This window comes from Synechococcus sp. JA-3-3Ab, from assembly GCF_000013205.1.
Lineage (GTDB): Bacteria > Cyanobacteriota > Cyanobacteriia > Thermostichales > Thermostichaceae > Thermostichus.
The window spans coordinates 827,070-846,139 of sequence record NC_007775.1 but is presented as its reverse complement, the minus strand read 5'-3'; the positions used below and the strand labels follow the sequence as shown (position 1 = coordinate 846,139).

18 protein-coding genes, 1 tRNA gene and 1 pseudogene are annotated in these 19,070 nt (G+C 60.8%); 6 read left to right on the top strand and 14 right to left on the bottom strand.

What is annotated here, in order from left to right; all coding sequences use genetic code 11:
* Positions 1 to 21: 21 nt before the first annotated feature.
* A complete protein-coding gene (locus tag CYA_RS03915; protein ID WP_011429725.1) occupies positions 22 to 804 on the bottom strand; it encodes a Ycf66 family protein in 783 nt (260 codons plus the stop codon).
* A 166-nt stretch (positions 805 to 970) separates the two neighbouring features.
* Here CYA_RS03915 and CYA_RS03910 point away from each other — a divergent pair, with 166 nt between their 5' ends.
* Positions 971 to 1,372: a hypothetical protein gene (locus CYA_RS03910; protein WP_011429724.1), complete on the top strand. Its 402-nt coding sequence runs from the start codon at positions 971 to 973 to the stop codon at positions 1,370 to 1,372.
* Here the strand turns inward: CYA_RS03910 and aroH are convergent.
* The 6 genes from aroH to CYA_RS03880 all read right to left on the bottom strand — a co-directional run bounded on the left by aroH (position 1,369) and on the right by CYA_RS03880 (position 4,407).
* Positions 1,369 to 1,743 carry a chorismate mutase gene (gene aroH / locus CYA_RS03905; protein ID WP_011429723.1) on the bottom strand — a complete coding sequence of 125 codons (375 nt, stop codon included), beginning with the start codon at positions 1,741 to 1,743 and terminating at the stop codon, positions 1,369 to 1,371. The two genes, CYA_RS03910 and aroH, sit on opposite strands and share 4 nt — an antisense overlap.
* A gap of 91 nt (positions 1,744 to 1,834) precedes the next feature.
* Positions 1,835 to 2,524: a V4R domain-containing protein gene (locus CYA_RS03900; protein WP_011429722.1), complete on the bottom strand. Its 690-nt coding sequence runs from the start codon at positions 2,522 to 2,524 to the stop codon at positions 1,835 to 1,837.
* A gap of 56 nt (positions 2,525 to 2,580) precedes the next feature.
* A complete protein-coding gene (locus CYA_RS03895) occupies positions 2,581 to 3,060 on the bottom strand; it encodes a hypothetical protein (protein WP_011429721.1) in 480 nt (159 codons plus the stop codon).
* 45 nt (positions 3,061 to 3,105) lie between these two features.
* Positions 3,106 to 3,357 (bottom strand): hypothetical protein, encoded by a 252-nt coding sequence (locus tag CYA_RS03890; RefSeq protein ID WP_011429720.1) that lies wholly within the window; start codon positions 3,355 to 3,357, stop codon positions 3,106 to 3,108.
* Positions 3,354 to 4,037, bottom strand: a complete 684-nt coding sequence (locus CYA_RS03885) for a V4R domain-containing protein (protein WP_011429719.1) — start codon at positions 4,035 to 4,037, stop codon at positions 3,354 to 3,356. The genes CYA_RS03890 and CYA_RS03885 overlap by 4 nt, the downstream gene beginning before the upstream one ends.
* Before the next feature lie 151 nt (positions 4,038 to 4,188).
* Entirely contained in the window at positions 4,189 to 4,407 is a 219-nt protein-coding gene (locus CYA_RS03880) for an Hfq-related RNA-binding protein (RefSeq protein WP_011429718.1), read from the bottom strand.
* Positions 4,408 to 4,789: 382 nt separating this feature from the next.
* Here CYA_RS03880 and gvpA point away from each other — a divergent pair, with 382 nt between their 5' ends.
* The 5 genes from gvpA (at position 4,790) to CYA_RS03850 (ending at position 8,525) form a co-directional block, all read left to right on the top strand.
* Positions 4,790 to 5,008 carry a gas vesicle structural protein GvpA gene (gene gvpA / locus CYA_RS03875; RefSeq protein WP_011429717.1) on the top strand — a complete coding sequence of 73 codons (219 nt, stop codon included), beginning with the start codon at positions 4,790 to 4,792 and terminating at the stop codon, positions 5,006 to 5,008.
* Between the two features lie 648 nt (positions 5,009 to 5,656).
* Positions 5,657 to 6,679, top strand: coding sequence for a gas vesicle protein GvpC (gvpC, locus tag CYA_RS03865; protein WP_099812338.1), 1,023 nt, complete (start codon positions 5,657 to 5,659; stop codon positions 6,677 to 6,679).
* 88 nt (positions 6,680 to 6,767) lie between these two features.
* Positions 6,768 to 7,652 (top strand): gas vesicle protein GvpN, encoded by an 885-nt coding sequence (gvpN, locus tag CYA_RS03860; RefSeq protein WP_011429714.1) that lies wholly within the window; start codon positions 6,768 to 6,770, stop codon positions 7,650 to 7,652.
* A 39-nt stretch (positions 7,653 to 7,691) separates the two neighbouring features.
* Positions 7,692 to 8,024 carry a gas vesicle protein gene (locus tag CYA_RS03855; protein WP_011429713.1) on the top strand — a complete coding sequence of 111 codons (333 nt, stop codon included), beginning with the start codon at positions 7,692 to 7,694 and terminating at the stop codon, positions 8,022 to 8,024.
* 69 nt (positions 8,025 to 8,093) lie between these two features.
* Positions 8,094 to 8,525 carry an LptA/OstA family protein gene (locus CYA_RS03850; RefSeq protein WP_228375437.1) on the top strand — a complete coding sequence of 144 codons (432 nt, stop codon included), beginning with the start codon at positions 8,094 to 8,096 and terminating at the stop codon, positions 8,523 to 8,525.
* A gap of 63 nt (positions 8,526 to 8,588) precedes the next feature.
* On the opposite strand, the gene CYA_RS03845 is transcribed toward CYA_RS03850, so the two are convergent.
* The 7 genes and pseudogenes from CYA_RS03845 to CYA_RS03815 form a co-directional block, all read right to left on the bottom strand.
* Positions 8,589 to 8,662, bottom strand: a tRNA-Arg gene (locus tag CYA_RS03845).
* A 17-nt stretch (positions 8,663 to 8,679) separates the two neighbouring features.
* Complete coding sequence (locus tag CYA_RS03840) at positions 8,680 to 9,345, bottom strand: ribonuclease HII (RefSeq protein WP_011429711.1); 666 nt, start codon at positions 9,343 to 9,345, stop codon at positions 8,680 to 8,682.
* 58 nt (positions 9,346 to 9,403) lie between these two features.
* Positions 9,404 to 11,539: an Rne/Rng family ribonuclease gene (locus CYA_RS03835; RefSeq protein ID WP_011429710.1), complete on the bottom strand. Its 2,136-nt coding sequence runs from the start codon at positions 11,537 to 11,539 to the stop codon at positions 9,404 to 9,406.
* Positions 11,540 to 12,564: 1,025 nt separating this feature from the next.
* Positions 12,565 to 15,204: a TIGR03960 family B12-binding radical SAM protein gene (locus CYA_RS03830; protein WP_011429709.1), complete on the bottom strand. Its 2,640-nt coding sequence runs from the start codon at positions 15,202 to 15,204 to the stop codon at positions 12,565 to 12,567.
* Between the two features lie 142 nt (positions 15,205 to 15,346).
* The gene (locus CYA_RS03825; RefSeq protein WP_041438899.1) at positions 15,347 to 16,519 is read right to left on the bottom strand and encodes an aminotransferase class V-fold PLP-dependent enzyme; all 1,173 of its coding nucleotides are present in this window, start codon (positions 16,517 to 16,519) and stop codon (positions 15,347 to 15,349) included.
* Between the two features lie 185 nt (positions 16,520 to 16,704).
* Positions 16,705 to 18,330: pseudogene (locus tag CYA_RS03820) on the bottom strand (peptide chain release factor 3).
* Between the two features lie 323 nt (positions 18,331 to 18,653).
* Positions 18,654 to 18,911 carry a hypothetical protein gene (locus CYA_RS03815; protein ID WP_011429706.1) on the bottom strand — a complete coding sequence of 86 codons (258 nt, stop codon included), beginning with the start codon at positions 18,909 to 18,911 and terminating at the stop codon, positions 18,654 to 18,656.
* Positions 18,912 to 19,070: the final 159 nt, after the last annotated feature.

The following is a 19,070-nucleotide window of genomic DNA, read 5'->3' as shown; positions in this document are numbered from 1 at the left end:
CAGGACGGCTTGAGGGTGAGGTCAGAACAAATCATCTTCGTACTCGTCTGGCTCCGCCTCTTGCACTTCCACCGATTCCACCTCGACAACACGGCGGGAAGGACGACGAGGTTTTTCCTCAACGTAGCTCTCACCCTGGTCTTGAGGCAGACGGGGGGGACGACGGCGGGTGACTGTGCCTCGTTCTTCCTGCACATCCTCGGGATAGTCCTCGACAGCCGAGCGGCGAGAGGGATCCGGCTCATCGTCCTCGGTGTCCCGACGGAAGCGGGTCTCTTGCTCCTCGTAATACTCCTCCGCTGCCGGGCGAGGGCGGGGGCGCACACGGGTATCGCTGGTCAGTTGGGGCCGCGGGCGACGAGCTGGCTCCTCGCTGCGTTCAGGAATGGAGCGGCTGGCGGAGGAGGTGTCGCGAATGCGGGATCCGCTAGGCCGCGTGGAAACGCTGCGCGTCTGGGCATAGCCATCGGGTGGATAGGTGCGGCTAAAGCCTTGGCGCCGCATAGCTGGACGAACTCCAGTTATCTGGCGCACCTTCTCGTTTAGGAGAATGCGCAGGCGGAAGGTCTGGATGGCAAACCAGCCCGCCATCACTGCCAACAGCACCTGGGCAAAAAACAGCAAGGGGATTAGGCGCTGACCTTCCAAGAGCAGAGAGATGGAATAGATCAGGCCCATCGTAGCGAAGATTACATCTGACTCTTCCGAGGCTTCGGGCTTGACAAATCGGACGGCAAAGATGGCTCCACTGGCAATTGCCACCAGCGCTGCCATCAAAAAGTAGGGGCTTTGGGTGAGAAACATGCCAGGGATCCCTAAACTGCTGAAAACAGGAAGGCGTCAGGCCTTACCCATTTCGCAGCCGATCTTAACATCGATCCTCCCAGGGACAACCATCCCGGTTTTAGGGCAGGATCCCTCAAAGGAAGGGGATCGGTGCTAGGATGGCCTGTACATTCCAGTAGGCTTCATGCTGTATCTGGCGCGGGTAGACAAGAAAAGTCTTTTTGGCCAGGCGGAGCTGCAGCTCTTGGCCCAGCAAGCCGAGGGTGGGGTTTGGGCGCCGCTTCGCCAGCCAGAACGGGTTACCTCTAAGGAGGCAGCCTCCTACAACGTGGGGGTATTGCTGCTGGTTGAGCTTGCGGAAAATCGGCAGGTGCAGCGGGTGGAAGAGGCGGCGATGAAGTTGGTGGAGATGTTGCACAGCCTCTCGCAGGCCCGCAGCCTGGCCGACCTGGCGGAGATCGAAAGCTGGCGTCAATCTTTGACCCGGCAAAGTCAAGAGCTGAGCCGTCGCGAAGCGGAGATGGCCGCTCTCCAGGAGCAACTGCAACAGTGGGAGGCTCGGCTGCGCGAGAAGCTATCCTCCTAAACTGGGCTGAGATCAGGCCGTAGCTCGCGGGCACCTCGCAGATAGACGTGGTGCATCTCAGCCTGGGCCAGCGGGGTGTTCAGTTGGATCAAAACGCGGATACAACGGGGCAGAGCGCCGTTGACGTCCATTTGTTGCACGTCCAACAGAGGCACCAACTCCCAGCCGGGGCGGCGGCGGGCAAATTGGGCAGGAAAGGCCGCGTTGAGATCGGGGGTAACGGAGAAAATGACGCTCACCAACTCCGCCGGATTGATGGCGTTGCGATGTTCCAGGGCGTCCAGTAGCTCGTTCACCGCAGCGCCAATGGCCTCGGCAGTGTTTGCCGGAACGGTGATGGCCCCTCGGATTGCTCTGACCCGCCACCCCAATGGCTACACCCTCAAGCGCTTGAGCTCGTCCTGCTTCCAGAGAATTATACAGACTCGTCCCGACGGGATCCCATCCCGCTGCTGGATCTGGTTACGGGGCGGGCTGTAACAACTTCTCCAGGATCTGGTCGTGGCTGAGGCCGGAGTCCACCCAGGCCTCTCCTTCCTTGAGGCGGGCGGCAGCGGTCAAGATAAACAAGTTGCTCTTCGCTCCCAAAGCCTCGCTGGTGGTTTGCACACAGCCCAGATCCTGGCCGGTCAGCTGGCTAAACCAGGTGGCCAACAGCCCTGCCTCCAAAAAGCCCATCGGGCGCTTGAAGTGGGGGGGTGTGGCAGCGGCAAAGGGAGAGTTGCGGATCGACACCACCAGCACCCCCTGATTTTTGTAGGTCCAGTCGATGTCGATCAGCCCCCAGCCGTGGGTCTTCCAGGCTTGTTTGAGATTTTGTAAAAAGAGCCCCATCTCCAGCTCGGACAAAGGCTTCTGGTAGTAGTCGGAGAGCTCCTGGGCAAAGCGGCGGAAAAACTCTTTGCCCCACATACGGCCACAGTTGCGCAATACCAGGCGGGCGGCCTGCCCTGTCTCGTATTCCAAGCCGGTGTAGATGCCTCGTAGCAATGCTTCTGGAAGGGCCAAGAGCCGGTCGCCGTGGCGACTTTCCAGCAAACCGGACTCCAGATCGCCTTGCAGATAGGCGCTGGGCGCGTAATAGTTGGCCAAAACAGGCGTGTAGGGGTCAAAGTCGGCGAGGCTGCTGGGGATGGGGGGGGTGCTGGCCATAGGGGATCCCTGGGTTATCAGTATCGGTAAGTTACCAAAAGGCGGTGGGGAAGGTTCTAGGCGGATTTGAGGCCGTTTAAAGAGAGCAAAGCTGCCTGCACCTGGGTGATCCAGGGGCGGATGAACTCCAGTTCGCCGGGAGTTAGGTGATCCCTAAGCTCTTGCTGAAAAGTCCGATGGACTACCTCATAAACGCTCTGCAGCTCGTACAGGCGCACCTCCTCTTCCATCCACTCGATCAGCCGCTCCTTCAAGAGGTTTTCGTCCTGCAGCAACATGGCCAGGGCGCTCTGACGCAGCAACAGGAGCAGGTGCCGCCGGCACAGGTTTACCGTTTGCGGAGAAAGATTGGGCATCTCCTTTTGAAGGGTGTCTAGGGTGCGGCTCACCATCTGGCTCTCCCCTTCCCGTACGACCCGGTACACGTGCAGCCGCTTTGGCCAGCCGAGCACATAGGCTTTGAGCTGCTCCAGTTGCTCCGGCGTGAGGTAGCGGGCCTCGGCCTCAATTAGCATCTGCTCCAGTGGGCTCACCATCTCACTTCTCCAAAGTGTTGGTGGGTGCTCAGCGGGTGTCGGCGTTCAAAACAGGCTGAATAAATCGGCCAAAGTAATCGGTTCCTCTTCAGGCTGGGGCGGCAGCGCTGCCGAGAGGGATCCCAAGGAACGGGCCGCCAAAGCCAGGGGATCCCCCGTCCAGGGGATGGAGGCAAAATGCTCTCGCACCCGTACAAAAGGCATGGGCAGCGAGGGGTCTTGCAGAGGGCGGTTATCCCAATTCAGGCGAGCAAAAAAGCTCTGCACCGATTCTTCCAGAAAAACCTCTGCTGTCATGGCTTGGTCACTCCTTGACCGGAGCGCAACTTTTGGGCAATTTCGCTGGCGCTGGCCCCTTCGTTGAGCCAAAAGGCAGCCGCATCGATGCGATCTTTGCTGCCGAGCAAAAACTTACAGTAGCTTTCTCCCATGGAGTAGCACTGGATCTCGATGCAGTTGAGCTGCCGTTCCACCATGGCGCTGAAAAACCCGGCAAATAAGCCAGCGTAGAGATGGCAAACCGGCTTGCCCACATCCCCCAGGGTGCGGGCCACGGCGGAGTCAAAGAGGTTGATAAAAATAAACCCCTGCCGCCGGCTCTCGGTCTCCACCTCCCAGCGCCCCCAGCCTTGCGAGGTCAAGGGCCACCACCAGGTTTCCAAGAGGAACATCAGGTGGCTCTGCTTGGGTTTGCGCCGATACTCTTCCTCAAACCAGTGGGAGAAGTGGATTGCATCGTTGCGGCCCCACTCGCGGCCAATGGTGTACATCAAGGAGGCCGAGGCATCCCCCACTTCTTCTTCCAGGCCCTGTTGCAAACCTAGGATAAAATCCTCGCTTACCAAGACGTTGCGCGCGCCCGTCCAGTCTACTAGGGATCCCTGGGAGCGGTCGAAGCGAAAAAAATCCTCGCGGCTGTAGTGGTTATGCCGCTGGGCGACAGGTTGCAGGGCAAGCTCGATGGGGCCGGTTGACATGGCTAGAGGGGAGGAGGGTAAATTTTTTCACACTTCTTGCTGAATCATAGCCTTTTCGCCGGGGGCTTTGGCCAGAGCTGTCGATAGGTGCGCCAAAGAAACCCTTGCCGCCGGGAAGCCAGCGACGGCCAAGGGCTGCAGGGGTTTGGGTTTAGGAGGGAGGTCTGACTTTGACGAAGGCGATGGCGGAGCGCCACAGCAGCGATTCTTGTCCCTCAGCGTCGGCCAAACAAAGGCAGTCGGGATCCTGCCAGCGCAACTGGCCGACGAAGACATCGCCGGTATTGAGCTTAACCTCAACGATTTCCCGATCCCGGATCACCCGCTGCAGGCGACGCACGCTTGGGATCCCGGTGTTGAACTCGGTCACAGCAGCCCTCTTGGCCAGCGGAAGGACGGCATGTCGGCAAGCGCACTGCTCTCAGTATAGGGGATCCCTGCCGGCCCGCACCCTGACTTGAGGGCCTCTCCCCGGGACGCTCTCACCCTTTGACCCATTTTCTCTACCAGCGGGTACTATGAAGGCAGGGTGGCGCTCGGAGGAGACGGCGACTCTTGTCAGCCCGTCACGTTTTTTAAGCGAATCTACGGGTGTTCTCCCCGAAAAAAGCCAGCACAATGGGGCTGGGGTGATACAAGGGGCGGGTGTTACCCCAGGGGGCCGATCCAAGGTTAGGATCCCTTCCAACCTGCAATTTTGCCGCCGATTCGTCTTCAACCATCCAACCATCATCAGTGCAGGAGAGATCGTCATGGCAGTTGAGAAAGTGAACTCTTCTTCCAGCCTGGCCGAAGTGATCGACCGCATTTTGGACAAAGGGATCGTGGTCGATGCCTGGGTGCGGGTTTCTCTGGTGGGGATCGAGCTGTTGGCCATTGAAGCTCGCGTTGTCGTGGCTTCGGTGGAAACCTACCTGAAATACGCCGAGGCGGTGGGCCTGACGGCTACTGCTGCTGCCCCTGCCGTCTAAGTCTGGCCGTCTTCAGCCACTTGTAAAGAGGCGGCAGCTGCCTCCCGCAGCCGCTATGGCTTGGCAGTCCTGTCGAAGCAGGTGGCTAGTGAGGCAGGGACCAGGGTAGAGTCTCTGCCTCGCTTTGCTCAGTTCTGGCCAACTTTGACCGACCAACAGCCCGGCTATTCCCGCTCCCAGGTGGAGGACTTGTGCGGCCTGCCGGTTTGCATTGCCACGCAAGTGCCGAAGCCAGCTATCTGGGAGAAGGGAAAAAGGCTGTAGTGCCCCTGACCCACACAAAAGGGTAGTCAGCATTATGGCATTGAATTTATTGAGGTAGAGGAGGCGTACAGCTCGCAGGCAAGCTTCCTAGATGGAGACGGGCTACCTAGTTATGGTGAAAAACCCGACGGGTGGAGACCCTCTGGAAAGCGTGTCAAGCGGGGCCTGTACCAAACGGCAAAGGGGTGGTTGGTCAACGCTGAGGCAAATGCTGCCGCCAACCTGCTTAAGAAAGTCAGCAGAACCTTGGGGCTTTGCGTGAAGGAACTGTCTAGAGGCGCTTTGACAACGCCATTACGGGTTCTTTTGTGGACTGCGTAAGAATCCCCCGCCTTTAGGCGGTGGGAGTGTCAAAGTAAAAACCAACAGGAGAGAGGGAGCGCCATGAGTTTGCGGGAACAGTGGGCCATGGCCCACAACCAACGGGTGGCCCAGAATCAAAGTTTGTTCAGTCAATCCCGGCAGCAGCGTCTGGAGCAGCACCGAGCTCTGATAGCCGAGCTGGAGCAACGCCGCCGGGAACGACAAGAGGCAATCCGGCAACAGAGGGAGCAAACCCGTAGGCAACTGAAGAGCTTCAACCAGAGCCGGGCGGCGCAGCGGGCCTTGGACGAGCATTCTCGCATGGAGGCTGTGGCCCAGCGGGTCAAAGCGGTGGCGGAGCTTCTCTCCCGCATGGCTCAAGAGCGAGCCGCCCAATCGCAGGCCCAGCAGCAGGAGCTGCAGACTTTTCAAGCCAACTTGACAGCGACGGTGGGGAGATTGCTGAGCACCTGTGCACAGGCCCGGCAGACCATGGCCGGCCAAACTCGACAAGCTCGCCAGTCTTTTTATGCTGAGTTGCGGCAGCGGGTACAGGCTTTGCAGCAGCTCGCGCGGCAGGAGCTGGCTCAGGTCGCTCAGGATCAGCGGGCAGAGGCCCAGGCTCTGCGGCAAGCTTTGGCGGCTTTCCGCAGGGCGTTGCACGAGCAGGTCTGGGGGAATGGGATCCCAGAGGCCCAACCCATCATCCCTTCTGAGGGCTTGGAAGGTGAAAAGTCTGAGAGCTCGGCCAATGCCTCGAAAACGGTTTCGGCTGAGGTTTCCCTGCCAAAGCCTGTGGTTGCGGTCTCAGAAGAGGCGGCTCCTCCTCCCCCTCAGCCTGTGGTGACTCCGCCACCACCTGAACCTGCTCCAGTTCGGCCCGCGCCCCCGCAGGAGGCAAGTTCGGATCGCATCATGGCCTACGTCAACAACTATGTAACCAACCTGCAAGCGCAGGCTCCCGATCTAACTTTGCTGCAGGTGATCGGGGATCGGGAGCGGGTGCGGGATCTGCTGGCCCGCGGTGCGGTGGATCTGGGGGTGGATCCCTCCGAGATCCTGGCCACCTTGCGGCGTATGGTGTCAGCGACGGTTGCCATCTGATCCCGGCCTAACACCTGTGAGCGCAAGAAGACCGTTGCCGCTATAGTCGAGGCAAGAGCGTCAAGGCAATTGAGAGTTGGGTATTGCTATGGCCACGGTTCTGCAGGCGCGTCCCCGCCAGTTCGTAAACACTCCTTACATCGAGCGGATTACCCGCCGCGCTTTGCGCTATCTGCAATCGGGTTTTGCGGTGCATCTGCGGGGCCCTTCGGGCACGGGCAAGACTACCCTGGCGATGCATCTGGCTAGCCTGCTGGGCCGTCCCATCATGCTGATCTACGGCGACGATCGCTTCGATTCTTCCGACCTGATCGGGGGGCGCACCGGCTTTACCCATCGGCGGGTGGTGGACAACTTTATCCACTCGGTGGTGAAGACGGAGGAGGATGTGCAGCAGCGCTGGGTGGATGCCCGCCTCACCTTGGCCTGCCGCGAGGGGTTCACCCTCATCTACGACGAGTTCAACCGCTCCCGCCCGGAGGCCAACAACGCCCTCCTGAGCGCTTTGGAAGAGAGGCTGCTGGTGTTGCCGCCGGACAGCAACCGCTCGGAGTATCTGCGGGTGCATCCCCAGTTCCGGGCCATCTTCACCTCCAACCCAGAGGAATACACCGGAGTTCACAAGGCCCAGGATGCGCTGCTGGATCGGATGATCACCATCGATATCGGCGAGCCGGATATCGAGACCGAAAAGGAGATCCTCACCGCGCGCATCGGTCTCTCTGCCCCTGATGCGCTCAAGATCGTCCACATCGTCCGCGCTTTTCGCCGCAAATTGGATCTGACCCGCCACCCCAGCCTGCGCAGTTGTCTGATGATCGGACGCATTGTCAAGGAGCACGAGCTGGCGGTGAGCAAGGACAATGCCGATTTTCGCGCTCTGTGCGCCGACGTGCTGTTGCCCAGGGCCGGCAAGCGCTACGAGGAAGGAGCCCAGGTGCTCAACTATTTGCTGGATCAACTGCCCGGCTGATATTTGTATGCTTTCGCACACTTTGGAGGGAAATTCTCTGTGCCTATTACCTCTCAACCCCTGGCCACGGCAACGCATGGCTCCTCTCTGGCCGATGTCTTGGAGCGGGTTTTGGACAAGGGGATTGTCATCGCCGGGGATATCACCGTTTCGGTGGGCAATGTGGAGCTGCTCAATGTGCGCATTCGGCTGCTGATCGCTTCGGTGGACAAGGCCAAGGAGATTGGGATCAACTGGTGGGAATCGGATCCCTATCTCAGCAGCCAAGCCCGCGAGCTGCTGGAAACCAACCGCCAGTTACTGCAGCGGGTCAGCGAGCTGGAAAAGCAACTGGCCCAAGGCCTGCCCAAGGGAGGAAATGGTAAGGACTAACGCGCTGCCCCGCCAGCGGGGCCAGGGATCCCGGGCTAGACTGGCAGGTGGGGTGGTTTGATTGGGGTGATGCGCATGGCGGTCGGGATCGACCTTGAGCAGAAAAACAGGTGCCAGCTAAGGGGGGTAGCCTGGGCGGTGGGGGTGGCGCTGCTGCTGGCGATCCCCAGCCTGGCTTGGGGGCAAAACCCGCGTGCCCTCAGCATCAGCGCCGATGTCCAGGAGGCCAATGCCAACACGGGGGTGTTTGTAGCCACCGGCAATGTCACCCTCAGCTTTCCCGCCGAGCGCCTCACGGCCCGCGCCCAGAGAGCGGTGTACTACAGCCGGGAGCAGCGGATCGAGCTGGAGGGCCAGGTCACCATCCGCCAAGGGGAAAATCAGTTGCAAGCAGAAAAAGTCATCTATCACATCGAAAAAGGCACCATCCAGGCCGTGCCAGCAGCAGGAGGCCAGGTGGAGTCCGTTTATGTGCTACCAGAACCCACTGCGAGCCCCTAGCTAAGGCCTAGATCCAGATCCTGCTGAGAGAAGTGCTCCTTCGCTGTCTGCTTCTGGAAGAAACGCCCACGAAAGGATTCGAACCTCCGACCCCTGGGACCGGAACCCAGTGCTCTAGTCCGCTGAGCTACGTGGGCAGTACGTGGACTCTATCCTACCCTCCAATTTCGCCTGCCTGCAAGTCTCGCAGGGGGGCAAAGCTACGGCGGTGCTGGGGGCTTGGCCCCAAGCGCTGCAGCGCCAGTCGGTGCTCCTGCGTGCCATAGCCGACGTTGGTGCGCCAGCCGTAGCCGGGGTACTGGTGATCCCAGCTCTGCATCAGGGTATCCCGCCAGACTTTGGCCACGATGGAAGCGGCGGCGATGGAGAGGCTAAGCTGATCCCCTTTGACCAGGGCCGTCTGCCGGGATCCCAGCTCTGCCAACGGCAACCCATCCAGCAGGATGTGCTCCACTTCCCCCACCTGCGCCAGAGCTCGTTGCATGGCCAGCAGCGTGGCCTGGCGAATGTTGAGCTGGTCGATCTCGGCGGCAGAGGCGCTGCCAATGCCTACGGCCAGGGCTACTTGGGCAATCCGCTCCGCCCAGTGGGCGCGCTGCGGCGGGCGCAGTTGTTTGCAGTCTCTCACCCCTGACAGCGCCTCCGGATCCAGATGGGCCGGCAAAATCACCGCCGCCGCCACCACCGGCCCCGCCAGGGCCCCCCGCCCCACCTCATCCACGCCTGCCACCCGCCGCATCCCCTGTTGCCACAGGGATCCCTCCCACTTCAGGCTGGGCTGCACCACCTTGTCCACACCCCCAACTCCGGAGCCAACCATCCTCTTGACCGAGCCAACCGACCAACGGCGAGGTTTGCTCCCGGGCTCAGCGGGCCGGCTAGCTGCTGCGGGAGCGCCGTCGTCTGGAGGCCGCCGGAGATTGCTGAGACGGGTCGATGACTACCTCCTGGGGCGTCACCGTTGCCAGCGGCTCCGCCATCGATGATACAGGCGGAGGAGTTTGCGGCTCGGAGGGTGCTGGCGGGGGAAGAGTATTTACCGGCTCCTGCTCCGGCAAAGCTGCGGCTTCAGGGGCAACCGTCTCCGCCGTGCCGTTGGCAGAAGTTGCACCGGCCTCCGCCTCTTCCGGGCTGGCCATCTTTACAGTGCCCGGCAGGGCCACCATAACCACCGTGTCGCGGCCCGAGGGCGGTGGCTGATCCAGAAGCAACAGCGGCGACAGCCCTAACTCTGAGTAGACCCGCTGTTGCAAGGGGGTCATCTCCACAGTAATGGCTTGCCGGGCTGGACGGCTTTCTGAGGACTCCACCCCACCGGCGCGAGCGGATCGCCCCGCGGTAGGCTGGTCTCTGTGGGAGCCCTGCTCTTCCCCATCTTCTCCCCGGCTGGGACGCCGGGATTCTTTGCGCTTCTGCTCCGCCCCGCCCCCTGCCGGCTGCAAGAGATCTTCCCCAGGCACCTCCAGACTGCCCCCTTCTGCCTCTCCGCTCCGGGAAACCGGGCGCTGGCCTACGCGGGGATCCACCCACTCGTCGCGGGAGCGTTTGCGCCCCACCTCAATTCGCGATTCCTCCAGATCCGGTCGCTGTTCTGGGGCAGTACGGGAGCGGCTCAGGGAGACACGGCCTTCGGTTCGCGACACCCCATTGCTCCCCAGCCGCAGGCCCGCCCGCTGCGAGTCGCCCTCCTGGAGCAGGCTTGGGCTGGAACCGTCCTCCCCCTCAGTGGGCAACGTTACCGGCAGGCCACTTTCGACCGTCAACAGCCGTCCTGGCTCAGCTCCTGGCAGGCGGGCCAGGATCCCTAGCCCCTCACAAGTAGGACAAGAGTGGCCGAAGATCTCGTAAAGGCTTTGCCCCTGCCGCTTGCGGGTGAGCTCCACCAGCCCCAATTCCGACAACTGAACCACCTGGGGGCGAGCTTTGTCGCTGGAGAGGGCCTTGTTGAAGTGCTCCAAAACCAGCAACTGGTCGCGGCGGGAATCCATGTCGATGAAATCCACCACGATCACGCCGGCAATGTTGCGCAGCCTCAGTTGACGGGCAATCTCGGTAGCCGCCTCACAGTTGGTCCACAGCACTGTCTCGCGAGAGGTGGCCGATTGGGTGAAAGAGCCAGAGTTGACATCGATCACCGTCAGGGCTTCGGTGGGCTCAATGACGATGTAGCCGCCGGAGGGGAGATCCACCCGGGGTCGCAGCGCCTGCCGGATGACTGCATTGACCCGGAAATACTCCAGGATGGGGGTGGGTTCGCGGTGGGCATCGACCACAACACCGGGCGGCATCTGGCCCTTGTTCCAACCTTGCAAATAGCTACGCACCCGCTTCGCCCCTGCCGGCGAGTCGGTAACGATGCGGTTGACGTCCTCCGAGTAGACATCCCGCAGCACTCGCTGGATAAAATCGTCATCTCGGCTGAGCAGCCCCGGACCCCGTGCCGCCTGATACTGCTGTTGAATATCCTCCCAGAGCTTTTTCAATTGCTCCAGGTCTTCGATCATCGCCTCTTCAGACACCCCCTCGGCCTCGGTGCGCACCAACAGGCCCATCTGGGGGGGTTTGATCAAAATAGCCAGCGACTTGAGGCGATTGCGTTCTTCCCGATCCTCGATGCGGCGGGACAGATGAACCCCTTTGCCGTAGGGTCGCAGCACCAAGTACCGCCCTGGAAAGGCCAGATCGCCGGTGAGGCGTGGCCCTTTGTTGCCGGTGGGCTCCTTCATAACCTGCACCAGCACCTTTTGCTGTGGCAGAACCAGCTCCGAGATGGAGGCATGGTTGCGCTTGAGGCGTAGCGGGCCTAGGTCGCTGACGTGAATAAACCCGTTGCGTTCGCCGGAGCCAATGTTGACAAAGGCAGCGTCGATGCTGGGCAGGACGTTCTCGACGATCCCGACGTAGACGTCTCCCACCTGGTAGGTGCCACTGGCAACGATCAGCTCTTGGACTTGGTCTTCGGCAAAAACAGCAGCGACGCGGTGTTGCTCATCAATTACAATCTGCCTGGGCATTAACGTTCCTCCCCGCCCCCAGGGCCTGCGGTTGTGGATTGAACCCTCCTTGCGGCGAGGCGCTGTCCTTTTGGCGGGATCCGCTCAAGTTTTTTTAGCCAGAATCGATTCATCATGAGGCTGTCCATTACCCTAAGCTCTGCTTTGACGGAGGATGACCGATTTGCTGGGCTTCCACTCCACCATTGATGAGGTGAGTCCAAGCTCATCGGATCCTTAGGATTGGGTGGGATTTGCATGGGGATTGATGGATAGGCTCAGGAGGCAAGATGACACCCCTCCGCCTCAGACATCCCAGAAGAGATTAGACGATGGTTCGTGGCAGAACCCCAATCGTGCCAGCCTAGATCCACAGAAAGACAGGGTTTGCACGCGGAAAGAAACACCTTCTCAGGAGAAAAAATATAGTGCTAGAGCCAGGCCACAGGGGCACACCTCTCTGTACCGCCTATCGACTGGGCCCTGTTGCGCCCGTTACCTGCCCTGGGTACTGAGTTAGGGTTGACACTCCCTCCGCCTGAAAGCGGGGGATTCTTACGCAGTCCACAGACGAACTCGTAAAGGCGTTGTCAAGCCGCCTCTGGACAGTTCCTTGGGGCAAAGTTCCAAGGTTCTGCTTACCTTTTCTGATCAGGTTGGTTGAGACGTTGACATCTCCTCGGCGCTTGCCACCGGTCGGGTTTTTCACCGTGATTAGGTGCTCGCCTGGAAACGGTACGCCTCATCAACAAGTATACTAACTCCCTGAGCACCATTGGCGAGCAACCGAAGTTGCTTGCGGGCTTTTCCGCACCGTACTAACTAAAGTACAGGGCCGCCAAGCTATCCTTCTGGGTCTCCATTTCAGAATCCGATCAAACTGTTGCCTGCTGCCTGCCCTGCCTTTGGCCAAGTTGATCCCGGCAAGCTCCGCAGCGGCAGAAGCCAGCAATAGACAACATAGCGCCTGTCGGATCCCCCCCTCCAGACAGGGGCAGAGCCCAGCCTTGGTCTCCTTTTTGTCCGGTCGATCCTGAGGCCGCTCCTCAGTCGGGATCGGAGGTGCCGTCTTGCCACAGCAGACGCAGCCGCCTGGCCATCTGTAGCGTCCAGCGGGGCAAGCCCAAGGACTCGGCCATTTGCACGAGTTGATTGGGCCGCAGGTAAGCGCCGTCGTTGCGGCAACTGCCGCGGTAGAGGAGGCGGGCGCTGCCGTCGGGGGCCAGGCCCTGAAACTCCAGGTAGTAGAGCAGGGGGCGAGCGTTGAAGCGACAGGGTTTGCCGGATTTGGTGGATTTTTCAATCCAAATTTCCCGCGCATCCAGGATCTGGGTAACCCAGGTCGGCCAGTCGGCTTCGGGCAACTCGCAGCTCACGCTGAGTTGATATTCGGCGGCGTAAACCGCTTCGGTAGCCGAGGGATCCCGCAGGCCGATCTCTTGAATGGCCTGGATGGGAATTTCGGGGGGCAGTTGCTCGGCCAGCAGGGCGCGCAGCTCCTCCGGGGTAAAGGGAGCCCCGGGGCGGGCCAGGAGTTCCAGATCGAGGATCTCCCCATAGCCTTCCTGGCCGATGGGCAGGGCGTTGGCGTTAGCCAGGCGGGGCATGGGGTGGTAACCGCCGCTAAAGGCCAGAGGCAGCCCCGCTCGCCGACAGGCCCGTTCCCACAGCCGCATCAGATCCAGGTGGCCCAGCCAGCGCAGATCCCTAGTTTTGCCGTAGGTGATGCGGAAGCGCTGGGCGGGCGGCTGCGGCTCCAGGGGATCTGGGGTGGGGGTGGGCCGGCTTTGCAGGGGTGGGACGGGCGGGGGCGGGATGACGATGTTGTGGCCAAAGCCGGGGCCGCAGATGCCGCAGGCGGAGCACTTCTCAAAGGAGCAGTCTTCCACCGTGATGGCTTCCAGGGCGCGGCGGTAGTCTTTCTGCAGCCATTTTTTGTCGATGCCGGTATCGATGTGATCCCAGGGCAAGGGATCCTCCAGGCCCAATTCGCGCATGGGGAGATGGGCGCAGAGGGCCACTGGATCGGCGCTGGGATCCACCGCTTCGCCGCAGTAGGCCTTGACCCAGGCGGCATAGGCGGCGTCGATGTTTTCCCACCAGGCGTCCAGGCCGGCGCCGGCCCGCCAGGCCTGCTCGATCATGCGGCCCAGGGAGCGATCCCCCTTGCCAATAAAGTCTTCCAGGATGCTGAAGCGGATGTCGGTGAAGTGGGCTTTGACCCCCCGCAGCCGCCGCAGCTCCTTTTGCAGCAAGGCCTGCTTGCGCTGCACGTCGGCGTAGTCCACCCGGTGCCACTGGAAGGGGGTGTGGGGCTTGGGGACAAAGTTGGAGACCGTGAGGGTAAACTCCACCTTCTTGTGACCCAAGGCCGCACATTCTCGCTGCAGCATCTCAACCGTGCGGGCAATCCCAATGACATCGGCGTCAGTCTCTCCGGGCAGGCCGATCATGAAATAGAGCTTGATCTTGTCCCAGCCCTCCTGGACGGCGGTGCGAATGCCGCGAATGAGGTCAACATCGCTAAGACCCTTGTTGATGATGTCCCGCAGCCGTTGCGTGCCGGCTTCTGGGGCAAAGGTCAGCCCCGAGCGGCGGGATCCCTTCATGATGGCGGCAATTTGCTCATCGAAGCGATCCACCCGCTGGCTGGGCAGCGAGAGGGCGACGTGCTCCCCCAGCAGGCGGTTGTGCAGCTCGGCCCCCACCGCCGGCAGGGAGAGGTAGTCGGAGCAACTGAGGGAAGAAAGGGAAAATTCGCTGTAGCCGGTTTTGCGCAGGCCCTGCACCACCGCCTCCACCACCGCTTGCGGATCCACATCGCGAGCCGGGCGGGTGAGCATGCCGGGTTGGCAAAAGCGACAGCCGCGGGTACAGCCGCGCCGCACTTCCATGACCAGGCGGTCGTGGACGGTTGCCACCAGCGGTACTAGGCCAATGGAGTACTGCGGTTGGGGCAGGGCCACGCGGCGGCGGATGCGCTCCGGCACGCCGGGCACGATGGGGCGGGGCGGGATCCCCTCGTAAAACTGGGGCACATACACCCCCGGCACCTGGGCCAGCTCCAAGAGCACCTCGCGGCGGGGCTTGGCTAGAGATTGAGCCAGCACCTGGCCGATCTCCGGCAGCACCTCTTCCCCATCCCCGAAGACAAAGAAATCGAAAAAGTCGGCAAAGGGCTCTGGGTTGGAGGTGGCGGTGGGCCCGCCGGCAAAGATCAGGGGACACTCTTGCGGGGTAAAGGGCTGGCGCTCCCACCATTTGAGGGGGATCCCGGCCAGATCCAGCATCTCTAAGATGTTGGTGCCCCCCAGCTCGTAGGCCAGGCTGAAGCCGATGATGTGGAAAGCGCGCAAGGGGCGGCGCGATTCTACGGCAAACAGCGGGATCTGCAACTGCCGCATCCGGGCCGCCAGATCCGGTCCCGGCAGGTAGGTGCGGTCGCACAACTGGTCTGGCTGGGCGTTGAGGATGTTGTAGAGGATGAGGTGGCCCAGGTTGGAGGCCCCCACCTCGTACAGCTCCGGGTAGCTCAGCACCCACCGCACCCGCCCCGACTCCCAGGGGCGGTGGGCGGCGCCGAACTCTTTCCCCAGGTAGCGGGCTGGCCGCTGGATCTCAGGCGTGAGCAGGCGATCCAGATCGATCGGGCCTAGATGGGCTTGCGTGGCAGCCAGAGAGAGCATGAGGATCCGAGCAAGAAGTGAACGCAGCTACTGATCTGACTCTAGCCGAACTTTCCCGGCAACCCAAACCCAAGACGGGGGTGGCGAGACCGTTCCATCTCCCCTCTCCCGGAGGGAGAGGGGTTGGGGGTGAGGGCGCACATCACTCCGGCAGCCGCTGCAAGGCTAGCGCCAACTGTTCGTACTCAGCCAGGTGGTTGTAGACCTGGGCCGAGATGCGCACCCAAAGCTGCCCGGCAAAGGGAAGGATGGGAACCTCGATGCGGTGCACCTGCCAGAGGTAGTCGTGCAGGCGGCGGGCCCGCTCCGCCAAAGGCAGCTCCGGGATCCACTGTTGCCAGAAGGGTGGCAGGGGCAGGGTGGCCATAAAGCCCAGCATCCGCTCCGGGGCAGGTGGGATCCCTTCCAATTGTTCCAAGAGCACCTGCCGCGCCTGCAGCAGCAGCGTGTGGTTGTGCTGGCGCAGCCTCTCCACCCCCAGCTCCTGGATAAAGGCCAGGGCTGCCGAGATGGCCAGCCAGGCGCTGGGATCGCGGGTGCCCACCCAGTCGAACTCGGCTGTGAACCCTTGCCCGTAGCCGTGGGAGATGGCCAGGGGATGGGTTTGGGCCTGGCGGTGGGGGGCCACCCACAGGAAGGCACAGCCCTTGGGGGCAAACAGCCACTTGTGGGCGTTGCCGGTGTACCAATCGGCTCCTAAGCTTTCCAACTCCAACGGGAGAACCCCCGGCGCATGGGCCCCGTCCACCAAGACTGGGATCCCGCGCTCTCGACAGAGGCCAATCAGCTCCGCCAAGGGGTAGACCAGAGCCGTGGGCGAGGTGAGGTGATCCAGCACCGCCAGCCGAGTCTGGGGGGTGAGAATGGCCGCAAACGCCGCCAAAACCTGCTCCGGCCCCGCAATCGGAAAGGGAACCTGGGCTTCCGCCAGCACCGCCCCCCAGCGTTCACAGACATAGCGCAACGCCTGGCGGACGGCCCCATAGCTGTGGCTGGTGTAGGCGATCTGATCCCCTGGCCGAAACGACAGCGAGCGCAGCACGGCATTGACGCCGCCGGTGGCATTTTCCACAAACACAAGGTTTTCAGGCTCAGCCCCAACAAACTGGGCCAGCTCTGCCGCCGCCGCCCGCAAAGCCCGCGGCAGCTCTTCCCCCATAAACTGTACCGGCTGGGCCTCTAGGCGCTCTTGCCAGGCTCGCTGGGCCTGCAGCACCGTTTTCGGGGTCGCGCCGTAGGAGCCGTGATTCAAAAAAATAGCCTGCGGATCCAGCCCCCACAACGAGCGGTCGCAAAGCGGTTTATCGACTGCCATGGGTTTGCCTTGGAAATAAGACCTGGCAAGCATGACCCAAAAAAGAAGAAAAAGAAATTGCTGGGATCTACAAAAACGAGATTGCCAGGCAGCGAGAAGATGTCAACCCCGATCCCAGACAGCAGCAAAGCTTTGGTCAGGTAGCGGAACTTGCAGGTTCCCGGAGAAGGTTGCTCTGAGTGGCCTTAGGAGCCGTCCTTGGATTCGGGGCCAAGATCCGCGATGGGAGCAATTTTGCTCAGCTTAATTTTGGGGTTGCTGCTGATAAATTGCTGCAAGGTCCACTCGTTTTTAAAGAGGAGAACCGGCCTATCTTGAATGTCTTTGACAATGAGGGTGTTAAACAGGCTGGGGAAATTCTGGAGGACTTCCCAGCCGTTTTCTACCCAGCGGGCTAGGGTGTAGGGCAGCATCTCCAGTCGGGTTTCAACATTGTATTCGTGTTCCAGGCGGTACTGCAGCACCTCAAACTGCAACTGGCCCACTGCCGCCACGATCGGATCCCGTTTCGACTCGTCGAGGGAATACATAATCTGCACCGCCCCTTCTTCCCGCAGCTCCGCCACCCCCTTCTGGAACTGTTTAAACTTGGAGGGGTTGGGATTTTTCAGATAGGCAAATAGCTCCGGCGAAAAGCTGGGGATCCCGGCGTAGCGCAACCTCGGGCCGGTGTAGATGGTATCCCCAATCCTGAAGATGCCGGGGTTGTTGAGGCCGATGACATCGCCAGGATAGGCTTCATCGATGGAGATGCGCTCTTGGGCGAACAATTTTTGGGGATAGGAGAGACGGATGGGGCGATTGAGGCGGGCATGGTTGACCACCATGTCCTTCTCGAACTTACCGGAGCAGATGCGTACAAAAGCAATGCGATCCCGGTGGCGGGGATCCATATTGGCCTGCAGCTTAAAGACAAAGCCGGTGAACTCAGGATGTTCGGGTGGGATCAGCCCTGCCGTGCTCTCGTGGGGCATTGGCGGCAGGGAGTACTCGATAAACGCATTGAGAAACAGCTCCACCCCAAAGTTGGTCATGGCGCTGCCGAAAAAGACGGGGGTTTGCTGGCCAGCATGAACCTGTTTGAGATCCAAGCTGGGCATGAGGCCATCCAATAACTCCAGCTCTTCTTTAAATTGGTAATAGAGATCCTTTTCAATCAGTTCTTCAATTTGCGGATCCCCGAGTTTAACGACGGTATCTTTGACCCGCAGCCGCCCCCCCGAGACTCGCTCAAAGAAGTGAAACTCCTGAGTCCGCCGGTCAAACAAAGCTGTAAAGCGCTCCCCTGAGCCAATCGGCCAGGTTACAGGATAGGGCTTGAGGCCCAGCTCCGTCTCGATTTCGTCCATCAGCTCGAGGGGATCCCGGCTGGGGCGATCCATCTTGTTGATGAAGGTAAAGATCGGCAACTTCCGCAGTTGACAGACTTCAAACAGCTTGCGGGTCTGGGGTTCTAGCCCTTTGCCGGCGTCTTCTAGCATCACAGCGTTATCAGCCGCCGCCAGGGTGCGGTAGGTGTCTTCGCTGAAGTCTTGGTGGCCGGGAGTATCGAGCAAGTTGAGGCGAATGTTGCGGTAGTCAAACTGCAACACAGTCGAGGTAATGGAAATGCCCCGTTGTCTTTCCAGCTCCATCCAGTCGGAGGTAACCCGCTTTTGGGCGCGACGGGCCTTCACCGCCCCTGCTTCTTGAATCGCCCCCCCTTACAACAGCAGCTTTTCCGTAAGGGTGGTCTTCCCGGCATCGGGGTGGGAAATAATGGCGAAGGTGCGCCGTTGCTGGATAGCTTTGGCCAAATCCACTGCTTTCATAAGAAGTAAGTGCTCCAATCAAAACCCGCTCGTCTCACAGCGCGCTGACGCTATGCGACCCTTAAAAAATAGCGATGGCACTCCCCTTGCTGCCCTGCTGCTGCTTCGCAGACGATGGAGAGCTTTAGCGAGGAGTAGAAAAGAGAGAGGCTGGGATGGCCGTCCGCTAGCGGGGGAGGGAGCACAGGTTGAAAAGCCGGGGAAGAGCACTAACCTACTCTGACCGTAGCACAGGACGTGGTTCTGCCGTTGCCTGGCACTCTAGGACAGAGATCCTTTGGAGCGGAATTCCCACCGAGCGGATCGGGATCAACGGGTCTCGTTCAACAGTTGCTTAGCAGTTGCTCAATGGTGGCGATGGTGAAGTTTTGGCTGACCACCAGCCGTTCCACGCGAATGCGGTGGGCCTGCAGCAGGCACTCTTGTTGCAATGCTTTGGGCAGTTGCTCCCAATGGTCCAGCAGGACTGCCAGCAAGATCTCGCCCGGCAAGAGGGATCCCAGCTTTTCCACACTCTCGGCAGACCATTTGAGGGTAAAGCCAGCGGGCAATTTTTTGGGAGACTTTTGGGTGGGAGCCATCTTAGCGCTCCCTCAGCATCGCCTCGAGGACTTCACGGTAGGCCTGAGCCAAGAGTCTTCTCCTGCCTCTGCCAGGCACCAGCCCCTGCTGTTGGTTTGCTGCGCCACCGTTTTGTAGAGAAGTCTCGGCCAGCCCTTGTCTTCAGCCCTCCTCCTGCC